Source organism: Amycolatopsis dongchuanensis (genome assembly GCF_039542405.1).
In the GTDB taxonomy this organism is placed as follows: domain Bacteria; phylum Actinomycetota; class Actinomycetes; order Mycobacteriales; family Pseudonocardiaceae; genus Amycolatopsis_E; species Amycolatopsis_E sacchari.
The window spans coordinates 26,662-47,467 of record NZ_BAABIB010000033.1 but is presented as its reverse complement, the minus strand read 5'-3'; the positions used below and the strand labels follow the sequence as shown (position 1 = coordinate 47,467).

The window sequence follows — 20,806 nt, the reverse complement described above, 5'->3', positions numbered from 1 at the left end:
CCGAGCAGCCATCCTCCTGCACGCCGTCATCACCTGGACCACAACATTGTCAGACATGACCTAGCCCGCTGAGACCTCGCGGAGGTCCTTGCCCGCACCTTCGCGGTAGAACTCGGCGAAGGATCCCCCGAGCGCGGCTTCGAGCTTGTCGCGCACGGACTGCTCCTCGAGGAACTCGTCCGGGTCGAGGACGAGGTTCGCGGCGGCCAGGAAGCTGTCGATCGCGCCCAGAATCCTTGCGGCACGGGCGAATTCGCCGTCCAGGGTGGCGACGGCGGCGACGCCGAGCGCGAGTTCGGGCACCAACTCGTCGGCACCGGCTTTCGCGGCGTTCTCGCGGGCGCTCGCGAACAGTTCGCGCGCCCGGTCGACCTGGCCGTCGTGCAGTTCGAGGTGCCCGAGGTTGTGCTGCTCGATCGCGAGCATGCGGAGGTCTCCGAGCGCTTCGTGGGCCGCGATGGCTTCCGCCGCCAGGGGACGCGCCCGGTCGAGGTCCCCGGCCAGCCGGGCGACGCCGGCGAGCAGGTGCAGCGGCTGCTGTGCGAGGCCCTTCTCCCCGGTTCGCCGGGCCACCGCCAGCGCCTGCTCCGCGTGCGCCCGGCCTTCGTCGAGGTGCCCGAGGCGGATGGCGACGCGCGCGAGCATGTCCAGCGCCTAGCCGGTTCGCCCTGCGCGGAACGCCTGCCGGAAAGCGCTTCCCGGGCGTAGCGTCAGTAGCGATGTAATCGTGTAATCAACGGAGGTCACGATGCGAGGGCACAGAGGCTGGAAGGGCCGGGGCGGCTGGCAGCAGGGTGAGGTCCCGTCGGCGGCGGACGCGGCGGGCTGGTTCGCCGGGCGGCTGCCCGACGGCTGGTTCACCGGCGCGCCGGAGCTGACGGTCGACCGGGAGGAGATCCTGGTCGTGGGCGAGCTGCCGCCGCTGACCGAGGAGTTCGCCGACGACGCGGCCCGCGCGGCGGCCGAAGCCGGGCGGATCAGCCGGTTCCGGGAGGAGACGCGCGAGCAGCGCATCGAGATCGCCCGGCAGGCCGAACACCGCTACCAGCGCAAGGTCGCGTGGGGCGCCCGGATCGGCGGAACCGAGGAGTTGTTCACCACACTCTCCGTGCCCGTGATGACGCGGCTGCGCCAGCCGGAGCGGCAGGTGCTCGACACGCTCGTCGACGCCGGGGTCGCGCGCTCGCGTTCCGACGCGCTGGCCTGGGCCGTTCGGCTCGTCGGGCAGCACGCGGACAGCTGGCTGGCCGAGCTGCGCGAGGCGATGTCCCACGTGGACGATCTCCGCGCGAAGGGGCCTGACCTGGGCTGAGCGCTGCGAAGATCCGCTGTCTGGGTGAAGCTTGGGAGATGAAGCCCGATGCGTTGACGGTCGTTCTGGATGGACAGTGGGCGGCACTGCGGCGTGACGTCCGGGAGAAGATGGCGGAGAACGCCTACGAGGAGCCTCGTGACCTGAGTACCGAGGAGTACCGGGAGTGGGTGCTCGACCAGCTGCACGTGCTGGCGAAGACCGGGCACCCGCGGCTCGGCTTCGCCCGGGAGTACGGCGGCGGTGGGGACATCGGCGGCTCCGTGGTGTCGTTCGAGATCCTCGGCTACGGCGACCTGTCGCTGATGGTCAAGTCCGGGGTGCAGTGGGGGCTGTTCGGCGGGGCGGTGCAGCTCCTGGGCACCGAGCAGCACCACCGGCGCTACCTCTCGCGGATCATGGACCTGGACCTGCCCGGCTGCTTCGCGATGACCGAGACCGGGCACGGCTCGGACGTGCAGCACCTGCGCACGACCGCGACGTACGACCCCGGGACGCGCCAGTTCATCATCGACACCCCGGATGAGCTGGCGCGCAAGGACTACATCGGCAACGCGGCGCGTGACGGCCGGATGGCGGTCGTGTTCGCGCAGCTGATCACGCGGGGCGAAGGCCGTGGCGTGCACGCGTTCCTGGTGCCGATCCGCAACGAGCTCGGCGAGCCGATGCCGGGCGTGGAGATCGGCGACTGCGGCCGCAAGGCCGGGCTCAACGGCGTCGACAACGGGCGGCTGACGTTCCGTTCGGTCCGGGTGCCGCGCGAGGCGCTGCTCAACCGGTACGGCGACGTCGCCGAGGACGGCACGTATTCGAGCCCGATCGAAAGCGACGGCCGCCGGTTCTTCACGATGCTCGGCACGCTCATCCGCGGCCGGATCAGCGTCGCCGGCGCGGCGATCAGCGCGACGGAACGGGCGCTGGCGCTGGCCGTCCGGTACGGCGAGCGGCGCCGGCAGTTCGAGCGGCCGGATGGCTCCGGCGAGGTGGTCCTGCTGGATTACCTCGCGCACCAACGGAAACTGCTGCCCGCGCTGGCGCGGACGTACGCGCTGCACTTCGCGCAGGAGGAGCTCGTCCGCACGCTGCACGAGATCCAGGGCGCCGATGACGTCGACGACCACACGCAGCGGGAGCTGGAGTCGCGTGCGGCGGGTATCAAGGCGACGGCGACGTGGAACGCGACCCGCACGATCCAGACGACGCGGGAAGCCTGTGGAGGCGCGGGGTACCTCGCCGCGAACGTGCTCGCCGGGCTCAAGGCCGACACCGACGTGTTCACCACGTTCGAGGGTGACAACACGGTGCTGCTGCAGCTCGTCGCGAAGGGCTTGCTCACCAACTACCGCGACCACTTCGCCGACCTGAGCCCGCTCGGCACCGCCCGGTTCGTCGCCGAGCAGGTCGTGGGGACGGTGATCGAGCGGACGGCCGCGCGGAAGGTGATCGACCGCCTCGCCGACGCGGCGCCGGGCCGGGACGACGAGGGCGTGCTGTTCGACCGGGCGTGGCAGGTGACGTTGTTCGAGGACCGGGAGAAGCACGTGCTGGAAGGCGCGGCCCGGCGGTTGCGGGCGGCGGCGGACGGCGATCCGTTCGAGGCGTTCAACTCCGCGCAGGACCACATCCTGCGGGCGGCGCAGGTCCACGTGGACCGGGTGGTGCTGGAGGCGTTCGTCGCGGCGATCGAACGGTGTGGCGACGCCGAGGCGCGGGAGTTGCTGAGCAGCCTGTGCGACCTGTACGTGCTGTCGAACATCGAGGAGGACCGCGCGTGGTTCCTCGAACACGGCAGGCTCACCGCGGCGCGGGCGAAGCAGGTCGTCGCCGCGGTCAACGACCTGTGCGGCCGGCTGCGCCCGCACGCCCGGCTCCTGGTGGACGCGTTCGCGATCCCGGAGGCGTTCCTGAAGGCGGAAATGCTGGAACCATGAACGATTTCCACGCGTTCCGGTCGATCGTGCGGCGGCTCGGCGTGCGGACCGATCCGGCCAAGACGGCGCTGGCCGTCGCGGCGGAACGCGTCGAGCGCCTCAAACCGAACGGGCGTCTGCTGTCCTACTCGCCGCTGAGCCGGTTCCTGGAGCTCGAAATCCTGGTCATGGGCGTCGACCGCAATGTGTACGACGCTGCGGGACCTCGCGGATTTCGGGACCCCGCTGCCGGACGTGGACTTCGACGAGCTGATCGAGCGGGCCGCGCGGCAGCGGGCGGAGCTGGAGCCGTTCCGGGTGCGGGCGGGGACCGAAGCGTTCAGCTGAGGGCGGCGGAAGCGACCCTCAGCTCCTCCAGCGCCTCGCGCGCGAGTTCGGCGTACGGGCGGTTGTTGTCCGGGGCGATCCAGCGGGCGAAGCCCGTCGTGAAGGCGAGGCTGCCGACTTCCGCCGTCAGGCGCGCCACGGGCCCGGGCAGGCCGCGTTCGCCGAGCGCGGCCGCCATCACCGTGGTGACGGTGGCGAGCTTGAGCAACTCGCGTTCCTGCAGGTCGGTGTTGGCCGCGATGATCGCCTGCCGGCGCCGGACCAGCTCCAGCCGTTCGGGTGGGAAGAGCACCGACACGGCGTCCAGTCCCGCCGCCATGACTTCGATCGGTGTCGCGGACTCCGGTGCGCCCTCGATCGCGTCCGTGAACAGCTGGGAAAGCGCTTCCTGGCCGGAGAACAGGACCTCGCGCTTGTCGGCGAAGTAGCGGAAGAACGTCCGCTTCGTCACCCCCGCCCGCTCAGTGATCTCGGCGACCGTCGTGCTCTCGTACCCGCGCTCGGCGAACAGCTCGAGCGCGGCCAGCTCCAGCCGCTGACGCGTGTTCGGCTCCCATCGGCCCATGTGCCCAGCCTAGGTCATGACACCTGGTGTCGTCGCGTGCTATAGTCATGTCACCAGGTGTCATCACTGCTCGGAAGGATTTGTGTCATGCGTGTTTTCGTCACCGGAGCGACCGGACACCTCGGCTCGGCGGTCGTACCCGAACTCCTGCGGGCCGGGCACGAGGTCGTCGGCCTGGCGCGGTCGGACGCCTCGGCCGCCAAGCTGGAGGCGGCCGGTGCGTCGGCGCGCCGCGGCGACCTGTTCGACCTGGACGGTCTGCGGGAGGCGGCGGTGGAAGCCGACGGTGTCATCCACCTCGCGTTCAACCATGAAGCGATGGTGGCCGGGGACTACGAGAAGGCGGTCGCCGACGATCTCGCCGCGGTCCGGGCGATCGCAGACGGCCTCGGCAGCAGCGGCAAGCCGCTGGTCGGCACGTCGGGGACGCTGATGCTGACCTACGCCGGGCTGGACCGCGCCGGCACCGAGGACGACGTGGTGCCCGCGGGACCGCGCGTGGACGCGGAGAACCTCGTGATCGGGCTCACCGAGCACGGGGTGCGGTCGTCGGTCGTCCGGCTGCCGCCCGTGGTGCACAGCGAGTTCGACAAGCACGGCTTCATCCCGACCCTGATCGGCATCGCGCGGGCGAAGGGCGTGTCCGGCTACGTCGGCGACGGCTCGAACCGGTGGCCCGCGGGGCACACGCTCGACGCCGCGCACGTCTACCGGCTGGCGCTGGAGAAGGCCCCGGCGGGCTCGCGCCTGCACCCGCTGGGTGACGAGGGGATCCCCGTGCGGGAGATCGCGGAGGCCATCGGGCGCCGCCTGGACGTCCCGGTGAAGCCCATCCCGGCCGACGAGGTGCAGTCGCACTTCGGCTTCCTGGCCGGCGCGGTCACCCTCGACAACCCGACGTCCGCCGAGCGGACCCGGCAGGCGCTGGACTGGAAGCCGGCGCACCCGGGCCTGCTCGAGGACCTCGAACAGGGGCACTACTTCGGCTAGTATCCGCCGGTGGTAGCCAGCCGGGACCTGGCGCGGATCGACGAGCACTCCGTGACGGTCGGCGCGCCGCCGTAAGCCGTGTGGGACGCGCTGTCGCGCGTTGTGGAGCAGTCGTTTTCGTCTTTCGGGTCGTTGGTGGTCCGCGCGCTCGGCTGTCGTGATGTCGTCGCGCGCGGGCCACGTCCGCTCGCCGCCGGGTCGGCGTTCCCGGGTTTTCACGACTGCGCGCGGCCGTGGAACGACAGGCCGAGGCAGTTTCCGGCTAGCCGAACACCGCCAGGCAGATCGCGATATAGTGGGACATCGCGGCCAGCACGGTGCACGCGTGGAAGAACTCGTGGTAGCCGAAGGTGTTGGGCCAGTGGTTGGGCCAGCGGACGCCGTAGAACACCGCGCCCACGGTGTAGAACAGGCCGCCGACCAGGAGCAGCACCAGCGCGGCGATCCCCGCGCTGCGCGCCAGTTCCGGCAGCACGAAGATCGCCACCCAGCCGAGCGCGATGTAGATCGGCACGCCCAGCCAGCGCGGCGCCGTCGGCCACAGCATCTTCAGCGCCACGCCCGCGACCGCACCGCCCCACACCACGCCGAGGATCACCCAGCCCGTCGGCTTCGACATGGACAGCACGGTGAACGGTGTGTACGTCCCGGCGATGAACAGGAAGATCATCGAGTGGTCCGCGCGCTTCATCCACTGGTAGGCGCGCGGGCTCCACAACCGGCGGTGGTACAGGGCGCTCACGCCGAACACCCCCATCACCGTCAGTCCGTAGACGGCGGTGGCGGCCGCGGCCACCCCGGACACCGCCACCGCCGCGCACACGACGAGCGCCACGGCCGCCGCGAACGCGACGAAGAACGACCAGAAGTGGAGATGGCCGCGCAGGCGCGGACGGGTGTCGACGAACTCGGAATCGGTTGCTGCGGTCACGTTCTCAGGTTACGCAAGCGTAGGTTGAGCGCCAGTCCCCGTGGTCGGGACCACGTCCGGGGCGCGTACGCTCGATCCACGTGAGTCTTCGCTCCATCGGGTCGCGCCTCGTCTACAGCATCTACAGCAAGCGGCTGATCCAGCAGGCCGCCGGGCGGCATCCGCGGCACATCGCGATCATGCTCGACGGAAACCGCAGGTGGGCGCGGGAAGCGGGCTTCACCGACGTCGCCGACGGGCACCGCGCCGGGGCGAAGAAGATCGCCGACTTCCTGTGCTGGTGCCGCGAAGCGGACGTCGAGGTGGTCACGCTGTGGCTGCTGTCGACGGACAACCTCGGCCGCGCGCACGAGGAGGTCGAAGCGCTCCTGAAGATCATCGTCGACGTGGTCGACGAGCTCGCCGCGCCCGAGAACCCGTGGCGGCTGCGGATGGTCGGCGCGCTGGAGCTGCTGCCCGCGGACATGGCCCGCAGCCTCAAGGCCGCCGCGGCCCGCACCGAGGACCGCCGCGGCATGGAGGTCAACATCGCGGTCGGCTACGGCGGCCGCCAGGAGATCGCCGACGCGGTCAAGAAACTCCTGCTGCAGCACGCCGACGAGGGCACCTCGATCCGCGAGCTGGCGAAGATCCTCGACGTCGACCACATCTCCGAGCACCTCTACACCTCCGGCCAGCCGGACCCGGATCTCATCATCCGGACGTCGGGCGAGCAACGCCTGTCCGGGTTCCTGCTCTGGCAGTCCGCGCACTCAGAGTTCTGGTTCACGGAGGCCTACTGGCCCGCGTTCCGCCGGGTGGATTTCCTGCGCGCGCTGCGTGATTACGCGTGGCGGCACCGCCGGTTCGGTACTTGACATCACCGCTCGTGATCGAACGCGGGTTGTCGATCTACCGTCGGTGAAACGACCATTCGGCGAATCACCTGCCTGGCTGCCTGCACGATTCCCGATTCGCAGGTAACTTCCGAAGTGATGGTCCGTGACCTTGCGGGCCATCCCGGGAGGCCCTGGACGTGGCGGTAGTTGAGGGAACGACGGCGGTACCAGCCGTGACGTCGTTCGCGCAACGCACGAGGGGGCCGGCACCCGGCCCTCGTGGCCGTACCCGCTGAACAGCGGGAACGACCAGCCAGGGCGGTGCCCGGCCCAGCGAGTGCGGGCGTGGTGCCACGCCCACGAGGGAGATGCCGTCGTGACTGCGCAGCGTTCGCCCCGAATGGCCTCGAACGGTGCCGAAAGCACCGGAGACTCAGCGGCTGGTCCGCTATCCCCCGACTCCCAGCGGCACACCTACGTGCTCGACACCTCGGTCCTGCTCTCGGACCCGTGGGCGGTCACCAGGTTCGCCGAGCACGCCGTCGTGCTGCCGCTGGTCGTGATCAGCGAACTGGAGGCGAAACGGCACCACCCCGAACTGGGCTGGTTCGCGCGGGAGTCCCTGCGCCTGCTCGATGACCTGCGCCGCACCCACGGCCGCCTGGACGCGCCCGTGCCGATCGGCGACGCCGGGGGCACCCTGCACGTCGAGCTGAACCACTCCGACCCGACCGTCCTGCCGCCCGGCTTCCGCACGGACTCCAACGACCACCGGATACTGGCGTGCGCGCTCAACCTCGCCGTGGAGCGCACGACGGTCACCCTGGTCACCAAGGACATCCCGCTGCGGGTGAAGGCCGGTGCCGTCGGACTGGACGCCGACGAGTACCGCGCACAGGAGGTCACCCCGTCCGGCTGGACCGGGATGGCGGACGTCGAGGTGCCGGTGGAGGCCATCGACGCGCTGTTCCAGCACGGCAGCATGGACCTCGCGGACTTCGGCCTGCCGGAGATCGGTGAACTGCCCTGCCACACCGGCTTGCGGCTCCTCGGCGGCGGTTCCGCGGCACTGGGCCGCGTCACCGCCGAGAAGCAGGTGCGGCTGGTCCGGGGCGATCGCGAGGCGTTCGGCCTGCACGGGCGGTCCGCCGAGCAGCGCATCGCGCTGGACCTGCTGCTCGACCCCGAGGTCGGCATCGTGTCGCTCGGCGGCCGGGCCGGTACCGGCAAGTCGGCGCTCGCGTTGTGCGCCGGCCTGGAGTCGGTGATGGAGCGGCGCGAGCACCGCAAGGTGGTCGTGTTCCGGCCGGTCTACGCCGTCGGCGGGCAGGACCTCGGCTACCTGCCCGGCTCCGAGAGCGAGAAGATGCAGCCCTGGGCGCAGGCGGTGTTCGACACCCTCGGCGCGCTGGTGAGCCAGGAGGTGCTCGACGAGGTCTTCGACCGCGGGATGCTGGAAGTCCTGCCGTTGACGCACATCCGCGGCCGCTCGCTGCACGACGCGTTCGTCATCGTCGACGAGGCGCAGTCCCTGGAGCGCAACGTGCTGCTCACCGTGCTCTCGCGGCTGGGCACCGCGTCACGTGTGGTGCTGACGCACGACGTGGCGCAGCGCGACAACCTGCGGGTCGGGCGGCACGACGGCGTCTCGGCGGTGATCGAGAAGCTCAAGGGCCACCCGCTGTTCGCGCACGTCACGCTGACGCGGTCCGAGCGGTCCCCGATCGCCGCGCTCGTCACCGAGATGCTGGAGGACCACGGCTGACGGCCGGGGCCGTCCCCTGCTCACCAGCCGGCGGGCAGGGGGCGGCCCTCCGCGAAGCCCGCGGCGGACTGGATGCCCAGTGTCGCGCGCTCGTAGAACTCCTCGACGTTGCGCGCGCCCGCGTACGTGAACGAGGAGCGCACGCCGGAGCAGATCGAGTCCAGCAGGTCCTCCACGCCGGGGCGGGCCGGGTCGAGCAGCATCCGCGACGACGAGATGCCCTCCTCGAACAGGGCCTTGCGGGCCCGGTCGAAGACGTTGTCGGTGCGCGTCCGGCCCGCGACGGCCCGCTTCGACGCCATGCCGAACGACTCCTTGTACGGGCGGCCCTGCTCGTCGTAGCGGAGGTCGCCGGGGGACTCGTGGGTGCCGGCGAACCAGGAGCCCACCATCGCGGCGGAGGCACCGGCGGCCAGCGCCAGCGCGACGTCACGCGGGTGCCTGATCCCGCCGTCGGCCCACACGTGCTTGCCCAGCTCACGCGCGGCGGCCGCGCATTCGGCGACGGCGGAGAACTGCGGGCGGCCCACGCCGGTCATCATCCGCGTGGTGCACATCGCGCCGGGGCCGACGCCGACCTTCACCACGTCCGCCCCGGCCTCGATGAGGTCGCGGGTGCCCTCGGCGGTGACCACGTTGCCCGCGACGACCGGCACCTGCGGCGAAACCGACCGCACGGCCTTGAGCGCCGCGATCATCTTCTCCTGGTGCCCGTGTGCGGTGTCCACGACGAGCACGTCGACCCCGGCGTTCAGCACGGCCTCGGCCTTGGCGGCGACGTCCCCGTTCACCCCGATGGCGGCGGCGACCCGCAGCCGGTTCCGGTCGTCCACGGCAGGCGTGTAGATCTCGGCGCGCAGGGCCGCGGTCTGGGTGAGGACGCCGACGAGCTTCCCGTCACCGTCCACGCCGAGCGCGAGCCGCGCACCCGCGGCGTGCAGGCGCTCGAAGACCTCGCGAGCGGGGGTGTCCAGCGGCAGCGTGACGGCGGGCGGCTCGGCCACCTCGGACAGCCGGGAGAACCGGTCGACACCGGCGCAAGCGTTTTCGTCCACGATCCCGACGGGCCGGTTCTCCTCGTCGACCACGACGACGGCGCCGTGCGCGCGCTTGCCGACGAGGTTCAGCGCGTCCGCGACCGCGTCCCCGCCGGTGAGCACGAGCGGCGTGTCCCAGACGGTGTGGCGGCTCTTCACCCAGCCGACGATCTCCGCGACGGCGGCCGGGTCGACGTCCTGGGGCAGGACGACGAGCCCGCCGCGGCGGGCGACGGTCTCGGCCATCCGGCGGCCGGCGACGGCGGTCATGTTGGCCACGACGATCGGGATGGTCGCGCCCGTGCCGTCCACGGTCGAGAGGTCGACGTCGAAGCGGGATTCCACGTCCGACCGGTTGGGGACGAGGAAGACGTCGTCGTAGGTCAGGTCGTGGGCGGGCCGGTGGCCATCGAGGAAGCGCACGAGTCCCCAGATTACGTCATGCGACAGTGGGGGCATGTCTGACCGGGATCGTGACACCGAAGGCCGTGCCCGCAACGCCCGTCCGCGTGACGGGCTCGGCAGGCCGTTGCCGTATGGCGCGCCGGGCGTACCGAGGCAGCCGGAAGGCGTCGTGCGCACCCCGGACGAGACGATCGCCGAGGCCCAGAGGCTGCTGGACGAGGGCAAACCGTTCCACGCGCACGAGGTGTTCGAGGACGCGTGGAAGTCCGCCGACGGCCCCGAGCGGGACCTGTGGAAGGGGCTCGCGCAGGTGGCGGTCGGCCTCACCCACCGGGCGCGCGGCAACGCGAAGGGCGCGGAGGCGCTGCTGGCCCGCGGCGCCGAGGCAATCGAGCCGTTCGCCTCGGACGCGCCCCACGGCCTCGATGTCCGCGGGCTGGTGGCGTGGGTGCGTGCGGGCGCCGCCGAGGGGGACCGGCCGCGGCTGCGGTGAGCCCCCCTCGGCGCCTACGCCTCGTCCGGGACGTTCGCCTTCTCGGCGCCGATCGTCGTCGAGGGGCCGTGCCCGGTGTTGACCACGGTCTCGTCGGGCAGCTCGAACAGCTTCCGGCGGATCGACCGCACGATCGTCGGGTGGTCGGAGTACGACCGGCCCGTCGCGCCGGGACCGCCCTGGAACAGGGTGTCGCCGGTGAAGACGACCCCCAGGTCCCGGGAGTACAGGCACACCGCGCCTGGTGCGTGCCCCGGCGTGTGCAGCACCGTCAGGTCCGTGCCGGCGATGGTCAGGATCTGCCCGTCCGCCAGCTCGGCGTCCGGCACGATGCCGGAGTGCGTGAGGTCCCACAGCACGCGGTCGTCGGGGTGCAGCAGGATCGGCGCACCCGTCCGCTCCGACAGCGCCGGCGCGGCGTTGACGTGGTCGTTGTGGGCGTGGGTGCAGATGATCCCGCGCACGGTCCGGCCGCCCACCGCCTCCGCGATCGCGTCCGCGTCGTGCGCCGCGTCGATCACCAGGACCTCGCTGTCGTCCCCGACCAGCCACACGTTGTTGTCGACGTCCCACTTGCCGCCGTCGAGTTCGAACACGCCCGACGTGACCACGTTCCGCACCGTTGCCGTCATGCTCCGACCCTACGACTCACTGGAGCGCGCCCACAGGTTCAGACCCGCGTCGGTGGCGTACTCGTCGATCTCGGTCAGCTCGTCGTCGGTCAGTGCCGGGCCCCGCAGTGCGCCCACGTTCTGCTCCAGCTGGCGCACGGAGGACGCGCCGATGAGCGCGGAGGTGACCCGCGAGTCGCGCAGCAGCCAGCTCAGCGCCAGCTGTGCCAGGGACTGGCCCCGCCGCTGGGCGATCTCGTTGAGCTTGCGCAGTTTGTCCACGTTCTGCTCGACCGCGGCCGGGTCGAGCGACTTGCCCTGCGTGGCGCGGGAACCCTCGGGGATGCCGTTGAGGTACCGGTCGGTGAGCAGCCCCTGCGCGAGCGGCGCGAAGCCGATGCAGCCCACGCCCTCCTCCGCGAGGACGTCGAGCAGGCCGTCCTCCTCGACCCAGCGGTTGAGCATGGAGTACGACGGCTGGTGGATCAGCAGCGGCACGCCCTGCTGGCGCAGCAACGCGGCGGCCTCCCTGGTGCGGCGCGCGTTGTAGGAGGAGATGCCGACGTAGAGCGCTTTTCCTTGCTGCACGGCGGAAGCGAGCGCGCCCATCGTCTCTTCGAGCGGGGTCTCGGGGTCGAAGCGGTGCGAGTAGAAGATGTCGACGTAGTCCAGGCCCATGCGGGTCAGCGACTGGTCAAGGCTCGCCAGGAGGTACTTGCGGGAGCCCCATTCGCCGTACGGGCCCGGCCACATGTCGTAACCGGCCTTGGTGGAGATGACCAGTTCGTCCCGGTACGGCAGGAAGTCCTGCTTCAGCAGCTTCCCGAAGTTCGCCTCCGCGGAGCCGTAGGGCGGGCCGTAGTTGTTGGCGAGGTCGAAGTGCGTGATGCCCAGGTCGAACGCGCGGCGCAGGATCGCGCGCTGTGTCTCGAGGGGACGGTCGTCGCCGAAGTTGTGCCACAGGCCCAGGGAGATTTCGGGCAGCTTCAGCCCGCTACGGCCGGTCCGGCGGTAGCGCATCTCGTCGTAGCGGTTCTCGGCCGCGGTGTACGTCACGTGGCGAGCGTAGCTCTGAAGGTTCAACTCGCCGTCACTCGCTGGACGGCTGCGGATGAAAACGTGCGGGCATGTGCATGAATTGCGGGGAAGGTCTGTCGCGCCGTGGTTTTCTGGCGGCGGCGGGAGCGGGTGCGGGGATGGCGCTCGCGCCGGTGAGCTTCGCGGAGGCCGCCGAGGGCAGCCAGACCAAGGTGATCACAGGGCACCTGGAGCCGGGCGTGCCGGACTTCGTGTACCTGCCCGTGCAGGTGCCGCCGGGCGTGCGGGAGATCTCGGTCGTCTACAGCTACGACAAGCCGGCCGTGCCCGCGGGGACGCCGGGGAACTCGTGTGACATCGGGGTGTTCGACGCACGCGGCACCGGGCTCGGCGGTGCCGGGTTCCGCGGCTGGTCCGGCGGGTTCCGCGACCGGTTCTCGATCAGCCGCACCGAGGCGACGCCGGGGTACCTGCCCGGCGACGTCATGCCGGGGACGTGGAACATCGTGCTCGGGCCGTACCAGGTGGCGCCGCAGGGGATGAACTACCACGTCGAGGTGACGCTGACCTTCGGCGCGCCGGGCGAGCCGTTCAAGCCGGCTTATCCGCCGAAGCGGGCGCGGGGCCGTGGGCGCGCCTGGTACCGCGGGGACTGCCACCTGCACACCGTGTACTCGGACGGGAAACGCCTGCCGGAGGAGGTCGCCGCGGGCGCGCGTGAGGCGAAGCTGGACTTCATCACGTCGACGGACCACAACACGTCGTCCTCGCACGGGGTGTGGGGCCGGTTCGCCGGGCCGGATCTGCTGATCATGCTGGGCGAGGAGGTCACGACCCGCAACGGGCACTGGCTCGCGCTCGGGCTGGAGCCGGGGCAGTTCATCGACTGGCGGTACCGCGCGACGGACAACAAGATCGACGACTACCAGCGCGCGATCCGCCGCGTGGGCGGGCTTTCGGTCGCCGCGCACCCGTACTGCCCGTGGGTCGCGTGCAACTTCAAGTTCGGTTACGAGGAGTTCGACGCCGTCGAGGTGTGGAACGGCCCATGGACGTGGGACGACGACGCGACAGTGTCCACTTGGGACAACCTGCTCGTGGATTCGGTGCGGGGCAAGGGACGTTGGCTGCCGGCGATGGGCAACAGCGACGCGCACAACCCGGGCAACGTGATCGGGCTGCCGCAGAACGTCGTACTGGCCGACGATCTCAGTCGTGACGCGATCCTGGCTGGGATCAAGGCGGGGCGGAACTGGCTCGCCGAGTCCGCCGACGTCGAGCTGTCCTTCAGCGCGTCGGGTCCGCGCGGCCAGTCGGCGGGTATCGGCGAGCGGCTGGCGGTCGCGGACGGGGACAAGGTCGCGGTGCGGCTGGACGTGCGCGGCGTGCCGAACGGCACGGTCCGGTTGATCACCGATGAGGGGCAGATCCTGCAGCAGAGCCTGCCCGCGAGCGGCACCGGAACCGTCACCTGGCTGACGACGCCCGCGGTGTCGAAGTACGTGCGCGCCGAGGTGCGACACCCACTCGCGGACGGCACGGCGGGCGCGCCGGCGCTCTCGCCGGGCCTGAACTTCGGCCCCATGGCGGCGATGACGAACCCGATCTTCCTCGGGAGGTAGGGGGTTCGGGGTGGCCGCCTGCCCTGGGGGAGGCGGCCTGCCCTGGCGGCCGCTGAGGCTGCGGGCGCCGGGACGGTGTCAGGGCACGGCGAAGCGCGCGACCACCGTGTGGTGGCCGCGGGGCGGCGAGGTGGGGGCGCGGTGGCATGCGCGACCGCCGGACGGTGGCCGCGTGTGCCTGTGGCTGCGCCGCGGTGCCGGTTCGGGCGCGAGGCGAGGCCAGGCCACGCCCCGGGCGGGGACGACGCCGCGCCCCAGCCCGCGGACGACGCCGTGCCTCGGCCGCGGATCACGCCGCGCTCCGGTGGCGGGCCGTCCCGCGCTCTGGTGGCGGCCGTGTCACGTCCGGATCCCGCCGCTGCGGCCTGCTCCGGTGGCGGGCCGTGCCACGTCCGGACCCGCGCTGCGGCGCGCTCCGGCGGCGAGCCATGCCATGTCCGGACCCGCGCTGCGGCGCGCTCCGGTGGCGGGCCGTGCCACGTCCGGACCCGCGCTGCGGCGCGCTCCGGCGGCGGGCCCCGCCACGTCCGGAGCCCGCGCTGCGCCTCGCTCCGGCGGCGAGCCGTGCCGCGCTCCACTGGCGGGCCGTGCCACGTCCCGGCCGCTGGCCACGCCACGTCCCCGCGCGGGCGACATAGGGCCCCTGCGTGCCGACGCGCCAGCCGTTGCCCACGCTGCAGGGCCCCCACGAACCCCCTCATGCACCTCCGACGAAAGCCATCGCCTCCTCTGCCAGGGCACGCCACGGCAGGGCCGAGTCCGGGTGCAGCGCCAGCCACTCCTTCATCGGCGTGCCCTTGTTCGCGTCGAAGCGGGCGCCTTCGCCTGCGGCGACGAGGTCGTCCACGCGGGACTTCGGCAGCTTGAGCACCAGCTGCCCACGCACGTACATCGCGAAGATCCTGTTCCGCACCCGCAGCGCCTGCGTGCCGAAGCGCCCGTCCGCTGCTCCGGGTGAGGTGACCTCCGGGAGCCCGGACAGCTCGCCCACCAGCTCCTCGAACCGTTCCTCCGGCCTCATGCACCCCCTTTCAGCGTCGCGCGGACGGCGTCGATCGTGTCGGCGTCGGCCGGTTCCTTGTCCGGCCGGTACCGCACCACCCTGGCGAACCGCAGCGCCACGCCACCGGGATAGCGAGGACTGACCTGCGCGCCGTCCAGCTCGATCTCGACCACCAGCTCCGGGCGCACGTACACGGTCCAGTCGTCACGCCGGGCCTCGATCTCCTGCAACCGCTTCGTCTGCCACGCCAGCAGCTCGTCGGTGAGCCCCTTGAACGTCTTGCCCACCATGATCGGCGGCCCGCCGTCCGGATCACGGGCACCGAGGTGCAGGTTCGACAGGTACCCGGTGCGCCGCCCGTGCCCCCACTCCGCGCCCAGCACCACGAGGTCCAGCGTGTGCGCGGGCTTCACCTTGAGCCAGGCCCGCCCTCGCCGGCCCGCCGCGTACACCGAATCCAGCGACTTCACCATGACGCCCTCGTGCCCGGCGTCGAGCGCCGCGTCCAGGATCGCCGACGCGTCCTCCGGTTCCACCTCGCCGGGGATCAGGTGCTCGCCGACCACCGACCGCAACGCGGCATTGCGTTCACGCAACGGGGAGTCCAGCAGATCCACCCCGTCCAGGTGCAGGCAGTCGAAGAAGTACGGGCGCAGCAACAACTCCCGCACTTGTTCCTCCCGGCTGCTGCCGAACCGGCTCATCGTCTCCTGGAACGGCCGCGGCCTGCCGTCGTCGGTGAGCGCGAGCGTCTCGCCGTCGAGCACGACCGACTCGCACGGCAGCTCCCGCACCAGCCGCACCAGCTCGGCGACGTTCGCGGTGATCTCCCGCAGCGTGCGCGTGTACACGTGCACCTCGTCACCCTGCCGGTGCACCTGGATGCGTGCACCGTCCATTTTGTACTCGACGAGGACGGAACCGTGCTCCCGCAACGCCTCGTCGAGCGACTCGGCGGGCGAGGCCAGCATCGGCCGCAGCGGCCTGCCCAGCCGCAGCCGGAACTCGCCCAGCGCCTGCTCGCCGCCGGTGACCGCCGCCAGCGCCGTCACCGGCAGGCGCCCGGACAGCATGAAAGCACGCCGCACCGCCTCGCCGGGCACGTCCGCCGCGGCGGCGATGGCGTCCACCATCACGCCCTCCAGCGCGCCCTGCCGCAGCTCGCCGGTGAGCAACCGGAACAGGAACCGCTGCTCGTCCGCCGTGGCACGGGCGAACAACGCGTGCAGCGCCTCGGCGCGGCGTTTCGCCGATCCGCTGCCCGACAGGCCCGCGACCTCCCCGAGCGCCGCGTCCACCTCGGCGACCGTCAGTCCGGGCTCGGCCGCCGGCGCCGCACCCAGGTCCGCGAGCGTGCGCCAGCCGGTGCCGATCCGCCCCTGGCTGGGCTGACCGGTCAGGAACGCGACGACGGCGGGCAGCTCATCTTCCCCTGCACGGTTGATGAGCTCCGCCAGCGTCGCGATCTTCGCCTTCCGCGAGCGCGTGGCGGCGAGCGCCGCGGAGGCGGAGACGACATCGGCGAGCAACACGGGAACATCATGCCCCCGGGCACCGACAATTTCCGCGCGCGAGCCCGCCGCTCACCCGCCGGAGGACGCGTCAGCGCCCGCCGCGCGCCATCCGCAGCACGTCGAGCGCCTCGTCGAGCTGAGCTTCGGTCAGCTTGCCCTGCGCGATGTACCCGCGCTCGATCACGACCTCGCGGATCGTCTTCAGCTCCTTCAACGCCTGCTTCGCGACGGCCGCCGCTTCCTCGTACCCGATGTACTTGTTCAGCGGAGTCACGATCGACGGCGAGCCCTCGGCGTACGCCTTGGTGCGCTCGGTGTTCACGGTGACCCCGGCGAACACCTTGTCCGCCAGCAGCCGCGACACGGCGGCGAGCAGACGAGCCGATTCGAGCACGTTGCGGGCGATCACCGGCAGGTTCACGTTCAGCTGGAAGTTGCCCTGCGAGCCCGCGAACGCGACCGCCGCGTCGTTGCCTATCACCTGCGCGACGACCTGCAGCGTCGCCTCGGGGATGACCGGGTTCACCTTGCCCGGCATGATCGACGAACCCGGCTGCAGGTCGGGCAGCGCCAGTTCGGCGAGACCCGTGCGCGGGCCGGAACCCAGCCACCGCAGGTCGTTCGCGATCTTGTGCAGCGAAACCGCGACCGTGCGCAGGTTCGCGGAGGTCTCGACCACGCTGTCCTGCGTCGCCTGCGCCTCGAAGTGGTTGCGCGCCTCGGTCAGCGGCAGCCCCGTGACGCGCGCCAGCTCCGCGGCCACCGAAGCGCCGAAGCCCTCGGGCGCGTTCAGCCCGGACCCCACGGCGGTGCCGCCGATCGGCAGCTCACCCAGCCGCTCGAGACCCGACTGCAGCCGCTCGATGCCGTAGCGCACCTGCGCCGCCCACGCACCGGCTTCCTGCCCCAGCGTGATCGGCACGGCGTCCATCAGGTGCGTGCGGCCGGACTTCACGACGTCCTGCCACTCCGCCGCCCGCTGCTCGATCGTCGCCGCGAGGTGCCCGAGCGCGGGGATCACGTCGGTCAGCACGGCCTCGGTCGCGGCGACGTGGATCGTCGTCGGGAACGTGTCGTTGGAGGACTGCGACGCGTTGACGTGGTCGTTGGGGTGCACGTCGGTGCCCAGCTTGCGGCTGGCCAGCGTCGCGATCACCTCGTTGGCGTTCATGTTCGACGAGGTGCCGGACCCGGTCTGGAACACGTCGATCGGGAAGTGCTCGTCGTACTTGCCCTCGGCGACCTCGTCCGCGGCCTCGGCGATCGCCTCGGCCAGCTCGGGCTTGAGCACCCCGAGGCGGGCGTTGACGCGGGCCGCGGCGGCCTTGAGCAGGCCGAGCGCGCGGATCTGGGCGCGCTCGAGGCCGCGGCCGGAGATCGGGAAGTTCTCGACGGCGCGCTGGGTCTGTGCCCGGTACAGCGCGTCGACGGGCACCTTCACTTCGCCCATCGTGTCGTGTTCGATCCGGTATTCCTGTTCAGCCATGACGCCAGTTTCGCGCAGCCGCGAAGCGTTCGCTCCGTGTGCTTGGGCACGCGACATGGCTACGATCGAAGTGGGCCTGATCACAACGGAAAGGGTGGCGCGGCGATGGAGCTATCGGTGGACGTGCTCATCGTCGGAGCCGGGCCGACCGGTTTGTTCGCCGCCTACTACGCGGGGTTCCGCGGGCTGTCGATGGCGCTCGTCGACTCGCTGCCCGAAGCGGGTGGCCAGGTCACGGCGATGTACCCGGAGAAGATGATCTACGACGTGGGCGGTTTCCCCGCCGTGCGCGGGCGGGACCTGGTGAAGGGGCTGGTGGAGCAGGCGGCGCCGTGGCAGCCGACGTACCTGCTGGGCCGCAAGGCGGAAGCCCTGCGGGAAACCGGGGACGGCCTCGACGTGCTGCTCGACGGCGGGGACGTCGTGCACGCTCGCGCGGTGCTGGTGACGGCGGGCATCGGCGAGTTCACGCCCCGCCCCCTGCCCGCCGGTGACGGCTGGCTCGGCCGCGGCATGGTGCATTTCGTGCCGTCGCTGGACGCGCACGCGGGGCAGGACGTGGTGGTGGTCGGCGGCGGGGATTCGGCGTTCGACTGGGTGCTCGCGCTGCACCCCGTCGCGGCGAGCGTCACCCTCGTGCACCGGCGCGCGAAGTTCCGCGCCGCCGAGTCGATCGTGCGCGAAGCCCGGGGCCTCGGCGTCCCGCTGATCACCGACGCCGAGGTGGCCGAGCTGCGGGCCGACGCCTCGGGGGCGCTCTGCGAGGTGGTCGTGACGACCAAGGACGGCCCGCAGGTGGTGCCCGCGCAGACCGTCGTGGCGGCACTGGGGTTCACCGCGGATCTCGGGCCGATCGAGAACTGGGGACTGGAGATCGACCACCGCGCGATCACCGTCGACTCGACGATGGCGACGGCGCGGCCCCGCGTCTACGCGGCGGGTGACGTCGCCGCCTACCCGGGGAAGGTCAAGCTGATCGCGACCGGTTTCGGCGAGGCCGCGACGGCGGTCAACAACATCGCCGTGGCGCTGGACCCGCAGGCGCACCTGTTCCCTGGGCACTCCAGCAACGTGGAGTGAGGCTCACGGCGTCGGAGTGGGCGTCGGGGTCGGCGTCGGAGGCGGTGGGGGCGCGAGCTGCTGGTTGATCCACCCGGCGTAGGCGACGGCGGAGGTGTAGATCGACGGTGCCGTCGCGCAGGTCGAGGAGTTGTTGCCGGGACGGCTCGTCACGCCCAGCAGCACCCAGTGCCCGTCCACCTGCGAAACCTCAGGGCCCCCCGAGTCGCCGTAGCAGGCGCCCGCGTTGCCACCCGGGTTGTCCGTGCACAGCTCCACGCTCGCGTTGATCGGCGCGGTGCACTTCGTCGCGTCGACGAGCTGGGTGTCCAGCTGCTGCAGGACGTTCGGGCTCGTCCCGCAACCGGGCGTCGGGCAGGTCTGCCCCCAGCCCAGCAGGCGCACCGGCGTACCGACCGCGGTCGCGGTACCGAGCGGGACCGGCGCGGCCTGCACCGGCGCGGGGAAGTGCACCAGGGCGATGTCCCCGCCGGTGCCGGTGTCGGTGTAGTCCGGGTGCGTCACCAGCCTGTCCGGCGTCACGAGCTCACCGCCCTGCGTCCGGTCGTTGCTGCCCACGCGCACGGTGAACGACGTCGCGGCGCGTCCTTCCACGCAATGCGCGGCGGTCACCACCCAGGACGGGTTGACCAGCGAACCCCCGCAGAAGAACTCGCCCTGGGTGGTCTGCAACGCGGCCGTGAACGCGTGCGGCTGGTCCGCGGCGACGCCACCGACCAGCCGGGGTTCCGCGGCGGAACCCGGCTGCACCAGGACCAGCACCGCGAGCAGGCAGGACGCGGCGCAGACGAGCGCTCGTTTCACGGCAGCGGCGGGACGGAGTCTTCGTCCTCGGGCTGGCCGTCGAAGTCGATCGACGAGTAGGCACGCAGCTTGGTCAGCCGGTGGTAGCCGTCGATCATCCGCACTGTGCCGGACTTCGACCGCATCACGATCGACTGGGTCGTGGCGCCACCCGCCCGGTAGTGCACGCCCCGCAGCAGGTCACCGTCGGTCACGCCGGTCGCGCAGAAGAACACGTTGTCGCCACGCACCAGGTCGTCCGTGGTGAGGATCCGGTCGAGGTCGTGCCCGGCGGCGAGCGCCTTCTCGCGCTCGGCGTCGTCCTTCGGCCACAGGCGGCCCTGCAGCTCACCGCCGAGGCACTTCATCGCGCAGGCGGCGATGATGCCCTCGGGCGTGCCGCCGATGCCCAGCAGCAGGTCGACGCCGGTGGTCGGCCTCGCCGCGGCGATCGCGCCCGCGACGTCGCCGTCGGAGATGAACCGGATGCGGGCGCCCGCCTCGCGGACCTCCTTGATGATCTGCTCGTGGCGGGGGCGGTCGAGGATGCAGACGGTGACGTCGGAGACGCTGCTGTTCTTGGCCCTGGCGACGCGGCGGATGTTCTCGGCGATCGGCGCGGACAGGTCGACGCTGCCCGCGGCCTCGGGCCCGACGGCGAGCTTCTCCATGTAGAAGACGGCGGACGGGTCGAACATCGCGCCCCGCTCGGCGACCGCCAGCACGGCGAGCGCGTTCGGCATGCCCTTCGCCATCAGCGTGGTGCCGTCGATGGGGTCGACCGCGACGTCGCAGGCCGGGCCGTCGCCGTTGCCGACCTCCTCGCCGTTGTAGAGCATCGGCGCCTCGTCCTTCTCGCCCTCGCCGATGACGACGACACCGCGCATCGAAACGGTGGAGACGAGCTGGCGCATCGCGTCGACGGCCGCGCCGTCCCCGCCGTTCTTGTCGCCCTTGCCGACCCAGCGGCCCGCCGCCATGGCGGCGGCCTCCGTGACCCGCACCAGCTCCATGGCGAGGTTGCGGTCCGGGGCTTCCTTGCGCCTGGGGGAGCTGGGGGACGGGGTGACGCTGGACATCGGTGGCCTCCCGGTT

At 71.7% G+C, this 20,806-nt stretch carries 20 protein-coding genes; 9 read left to right on the top strand and 11 right to left on the bottom strand.

Annotated features, from left to right (window positions below; all coding sequences use genetic code 11):
- Positions 1-60: 60 nt before the first annotated feature.
- Positions 61-645, bottom strand: coding sequence for a hypothetical protein (locus ABFX51_RS06305; protein WP_091513593.1), 585 nt, complete (start codon positions 643-645; stop codon positions 61-63).
- 103 nt (positions 646-748) lie between these two features.
- On the opposite strand from ABFX51_RS06305, the gene ABFX51_RS06300 reads away from it, so the two are divergent.
- The 3 genes from ABFX51_RS06300 to ABFX51_RS06290 all read left to right on the top strand — a co-directional run bounded on the left by ABFX51_RS06300 (position 749) and on the right by ABFX51_RS06290 (position 3,570).
- A complete protein-coding gene (locus tag ABFX51_RS06300) occupies positions 749-1,312 on the top strand; it encodes a hypothetical protein (RefSeq protein ID WP_091513596.1) in 564 nt (187 codons plus the stop codon).
- A 38-nt stretch (positions 1,313-1,350) separates the two neighbouring features.
- Complete coding sequence (locus tag ABFX51_RS06295; protein WP_091513598.1) at positions 1,351-3,243, top strand: acyl-CoA dehydrogenase family protein; 1,893 nt, start codon at positions 1,351-1,353, stop codon at positions 3,241-3,243.
- A gap of 183 nt (positions 3,244-3,426) precedes the next feature.
- Entirely contained in the window at positions 3,427-3,570 is a 144-nt protein-coding gene (locus tag ABFX51_RS06290) for a hypothetical protein (protein ID WP_177228901.1), read from the top strand.
- On the opposite strand, the gene ABFX51_RS06285 is transcribed toward ABFX51_RS06290, so the two are convergent.
- Positions 3,563-4,135 (bottom strand): TetR family transcriptional regulator, encoded by a 573-nt coding sequence (locus ABFX51_RS06285; RefSeq protein ID WP_091513599.1) that lies wholly within the window; start codon positions 4,133-4,135, stop codon positions 3,563-3,565. The two genes, ABFX51_RS06290 and ABFX51_RS06285, sit on opposite strands and share 8 nt — an antisense overlap.
- 87 nt (positions 4,136-4,222) lie before the next feature.
- Here ABFX51_RS06285 and ABFX51_RS06280 point away from each other — a divergent pair, with 87 nt between their 5' ends.
- Positions 4,223-5,125, top strand: a complete 903-nt coding sequence (locus ABFX51_RS06280) for an SDR family oxidoreductase (RefSeq protein ID WP_091513601.1) — start codon at positions 4,223-4,225, stop codon at positions 5,123-5,125.
- 262 nt (positions 5,126-5,387) lie between these two features.
- Here ABFX51_RS06280 and trhA read toward each other — a convergent pair whose 3' ends face one another.
- Complete coding sequence (trhA, locus tag ABFX51_RS06275) at positions 5,388-6,056, bottom strand: PAQR family membrane homeostasis protein TrhA (protein WP_091513604.1); 669 nt, start codon at positions 6,054-6,056, stop codon at positions 5,388-5,390.
- An 80-nt stretch (positions 6,057-6,136) separates the two neighbouring features.
- Here trhA and ABFX51_RS06270 point away from each other — a divergent pair, with 80 nt between their 5' ends.
- Both ABFX51_RS06270 and phoH2 read left to right on the top strand, forming a co-directional pair.
- Positions 6,137-6,913 carry an isoprenyl transferase gene (locus ABFX51_RS06270; protein ID WP_091513605.1) on the top strand — a complete coding sequence of 259 codons (777 nt, stop codon included), beginning with the start codon at positions 6,137-6,139 and terminating at the stop codon, positions 6,911-6,913.
- 439 nt (positions 6,914-7,352) lie between these two features.
- Entirely contained in the window at positions 7,353-8,639 is a 1,287-nt protein-coding gene (phoH2, locus tag ABFX51_RS06265; protein WP_091513814.1) for an RNA 5'-3' helicase PhoH2, read from the top strand.
- Positions 8,640-8,659: 20 nt separating this feature from the next.
- On the opposite strand, the gene guaB1 is transcribed toward phoH2, so the two are convergent.
- Positions 8,660-10,099 carry a GMP reductase gene (guaB1, locus tag ABFX51_RS06260; protein ID WP_091513608.1) on the bottom strand — a complete coding sequence of 480 codons (1,440 nt, stop codon included), beginning with the start codon at positions 10,097-10,099 and terminating at the stop codon, positions 8,660-8,662.
- A 34-nt stretch (positions 10,100-10,133) separates the two neighbouring features.
- Between guaB1 and ABFX51_RS06255 the strand changes: the two genes are divergently transcribed.
- Positions 10,134-10,574: a DUF309 domain-containing protein gene (locus ABFX51_RS06255; protein WP_091513610.1), complete on the top strand. Its 441-nt coding sequence runs from the start codon at positions 10,134-10,136 to the stop codon at positions 10,572-10,574.
- Between the two features lie 14 nt (positions 10,575-10,588).
- Here the strand turns inward: ABFX51_RS06255 and ABFX51_RS06250 are convergent, their stop codons facing one another.
- Both ABFX51_RS06250 and mgrA read right to left on the bottom strand, forming a co-directional pair.
- Entirely contained in the window at positions 10,589-11,206 is a 618-nt protein-coding gene (locus tag ABFX51_RS06250; RefSeq protein ID WP_091513612.1) for an MBL fold metallo-hydrolase, read from the bottom strand.
- A gap of 9 nt (positions 11,207-11,215) precedes the next feature.
- Positions 11,216-12,241, bottom strand: a complete 1,026-nt coding sequence (mgrA, locus tag ABFX51_RS06245; RefSeq protein ID WP_091513615.1) for an L-glyceraldehyde 3-phosphate reductase — start codon at positions 12,239-12,241, stop codon at positions 11,216-11,218.
- 140 nt (positions 12,242-12,381) lie between these two features.
- Here mgrA and ABFX51_RS06240 point away from each other — a divergent pair, with 140 nt between their 5' ends.
- A complete protein-coding gene (locus tag ABFX51_RS06240) occupies positions 12,382-13,845 on the top strand; it encodes a CehA/McbA family metallohydrolase (RefSeq protein WP_091513617.1) in 1,464 nt (487 codons plus the stop codon).
- Positions 13,846-14,542: 697 nt separating this feature from the next.
- Here the strand turns inward: ABFX51_RS06240 and ABFX51_RS06235 are convergent.
- The 3 genes from ABFX51_RS06235 to ABFX51_RS06225 form a co-directional block, all read right to left on the bottom strand.
- Positions 14,543-14,866 (bottom strand): hypothetical protein, encoded by a 324-nt coding sequence (locus ABFX51_RS06235; RefSeq protein ID WP_091513618.1) that lies wholly within the window; start codon positions 14,864-14,866, stop codon positions 14,543-14,545.
- Positions 14,863-16,380 carry an ATP-dependent DNA ligase gene (locus ABFX51_RS06230; RefSeq protein WP_346052681.1) on the bottom strand — a complete coding sequence of 506 codons (1,518 nt, stop codon included), beginning with the start codon at positions 16,378-16,380 and terminating at the stop codon, positions 14,863-14,865. Before ABFX51_RS06230 ends, ABFX51_RS06235 begins: the two co-directional genes overlap by 4 nt.
- Before the next feature lie 70 nt (positions 16,381-16,450).
- On the bottom strand, positions 16,451-17,848 hold the full coding sequence (locus ABFX51_RS06225) for a class II fumarate hydratase (protein ID WP_346052679.1): 1,398 nt from the start codon (positions 17,846-17,848) through the stop codon (positions 16,451-16,453).
- 105 nt (positions 17,849-17,953) lie between these two features.
- Between ABFX51_RS06225 and ABFX51_RS06220 the strand changes: the two genes are divergently transcribed.
- Complete coding sequence (locus tag ABFX51_RS06220; protein WP_091513625.1) at positions 17,954-18,928, top strand: NAD(P)/FAD-dependent oxidoreductase; 975 nt, start codon at positions 17,954-17,956, stop codon at positions 18,926-18,928.
- A 3-nt stretch (positions 18,929-18,931) separates the two neighbouring features.
- Here ABFX51_RS06220 and ABFX51_RS06215 read toward each other — a convergent pair whose 3' ends face one another.
- Positions 18,932-19,732 (bottom strand): S1 family peptidase, encoded by an 801-nt coding sequence (locus tag ABFX51_RS06215; RefSeq protein WP_091513627.1) that lies wholly within the window; start codon positions 19,730-19,732, stop codon positions 18,932-18,934.
- Positions 19,729-20,790 (bottom strand): class II fructose-bisphosphatase, encoded by a 1,062-nt coding sequence (glpX, locus tag ABFX51_RS06210; RefSeq protein ID WP_091513630.1) that lies wholly within the window; start codon positions 20,788-20,790, stop codon positions 19,729-19,731. The genes ABFX51_RS06215 and glpX overlap by 4 nt, the downstream gene beginning before the upstream one ends.
- Between the last annotated feature and the right edge of the window lie 16 nt (positions 20,791-20,806).

Coding starts and splice junctions, on each gene's coding strand:
- ABFX51_RS06305 (WP_091513593.1), bottom strand. CDS start 645: ATGCTCGCGCGCGTCGCCATCCGCCTCGGGCACCTCGACGAAGGCCGG.
- ABFX51_RS06300 (WP_091513596.1), top strand. CDS start 749: ATGCGAGGGCACAGAGGCTGGAAGGGCCGGGGCGGCTGGCAGCAGGGT.
- ABFX51_RS06295 (WP_091513598.1), top strand. CDS start 1,351: ATGAAGCCCGATGCGTTGACGGTCGTTCTGGATGGACAGTGGGCGGCA.
- ABFX51_RS06290 (WP_177228901.1), top strand. CDS start 3,427: ATGTGTACGACGCTGCGGGACCTCGCGGATTTCGGGACCCCGCTGCCG.
- ABFX51_RS06285 (WP_091513599.1), bottom strand. CDS start 4,135: ATGGGCCGATGGGAGCCGAACACGCGTCAGCGGCTGGAGCTGGCCGCG.
- ABFX51_RS06280 (WP_091513601.1), top strand. CDS start 4,223: ATGCGTGTTTTCGTCACCGGAGCGACCGGACACCTCGGCTCGGCGGTC.
- ABFX51_RS06255 (WP_091513610.1), top strand. CDS start 10,134: ATGTCTGACCGGGATCGTGACACCGAAGGCCGTGCCCGCAACGCCCGT.
- ABFX51_RS06250 (WP_091513612.1), bottom strand. CDS start 11,206: ATGACGGCAACGGTGCGGAACGTGGTCACGTCGGGCGTGTTCGAACTC.
- ABFX51_RS06240 (WP_091513617.1), top strand. CDS start 12,382: ATGGCGCTCGCGCCGGTGAGCTTCGCGGAGGCCGCCGAGGGCAGCCAG.
- ABFX51_RS06235 (WP_091513618.1), bottom strand. CDS start 14,866: ATGAGGCCGGAGGAACGGTTCGAGGAGCTGGTGGGCGAGCTGTCCGGG.
- ABFX51_RS06225 (WP_346052679.1), bottom strand. CDS start 17,848: ATGGCTGAACAGGAATACCGGATCGAACACGACACGATGGGCGAAGTG.
- ABFX51_RS06220 (WP_091513625.1), top strand. CDS start 17,954: ATGGAGCTATCGGTGGACGTGCTCATCGTCGGAGCCGGGCCGACCGGT.
- glpX (WP_091513630.1), bottom strand. CDS start 20,790: ATGTCCAGCGTCACCCCGTCCCCCAGCTCCCCCAGGCGCAAGGAAGCC.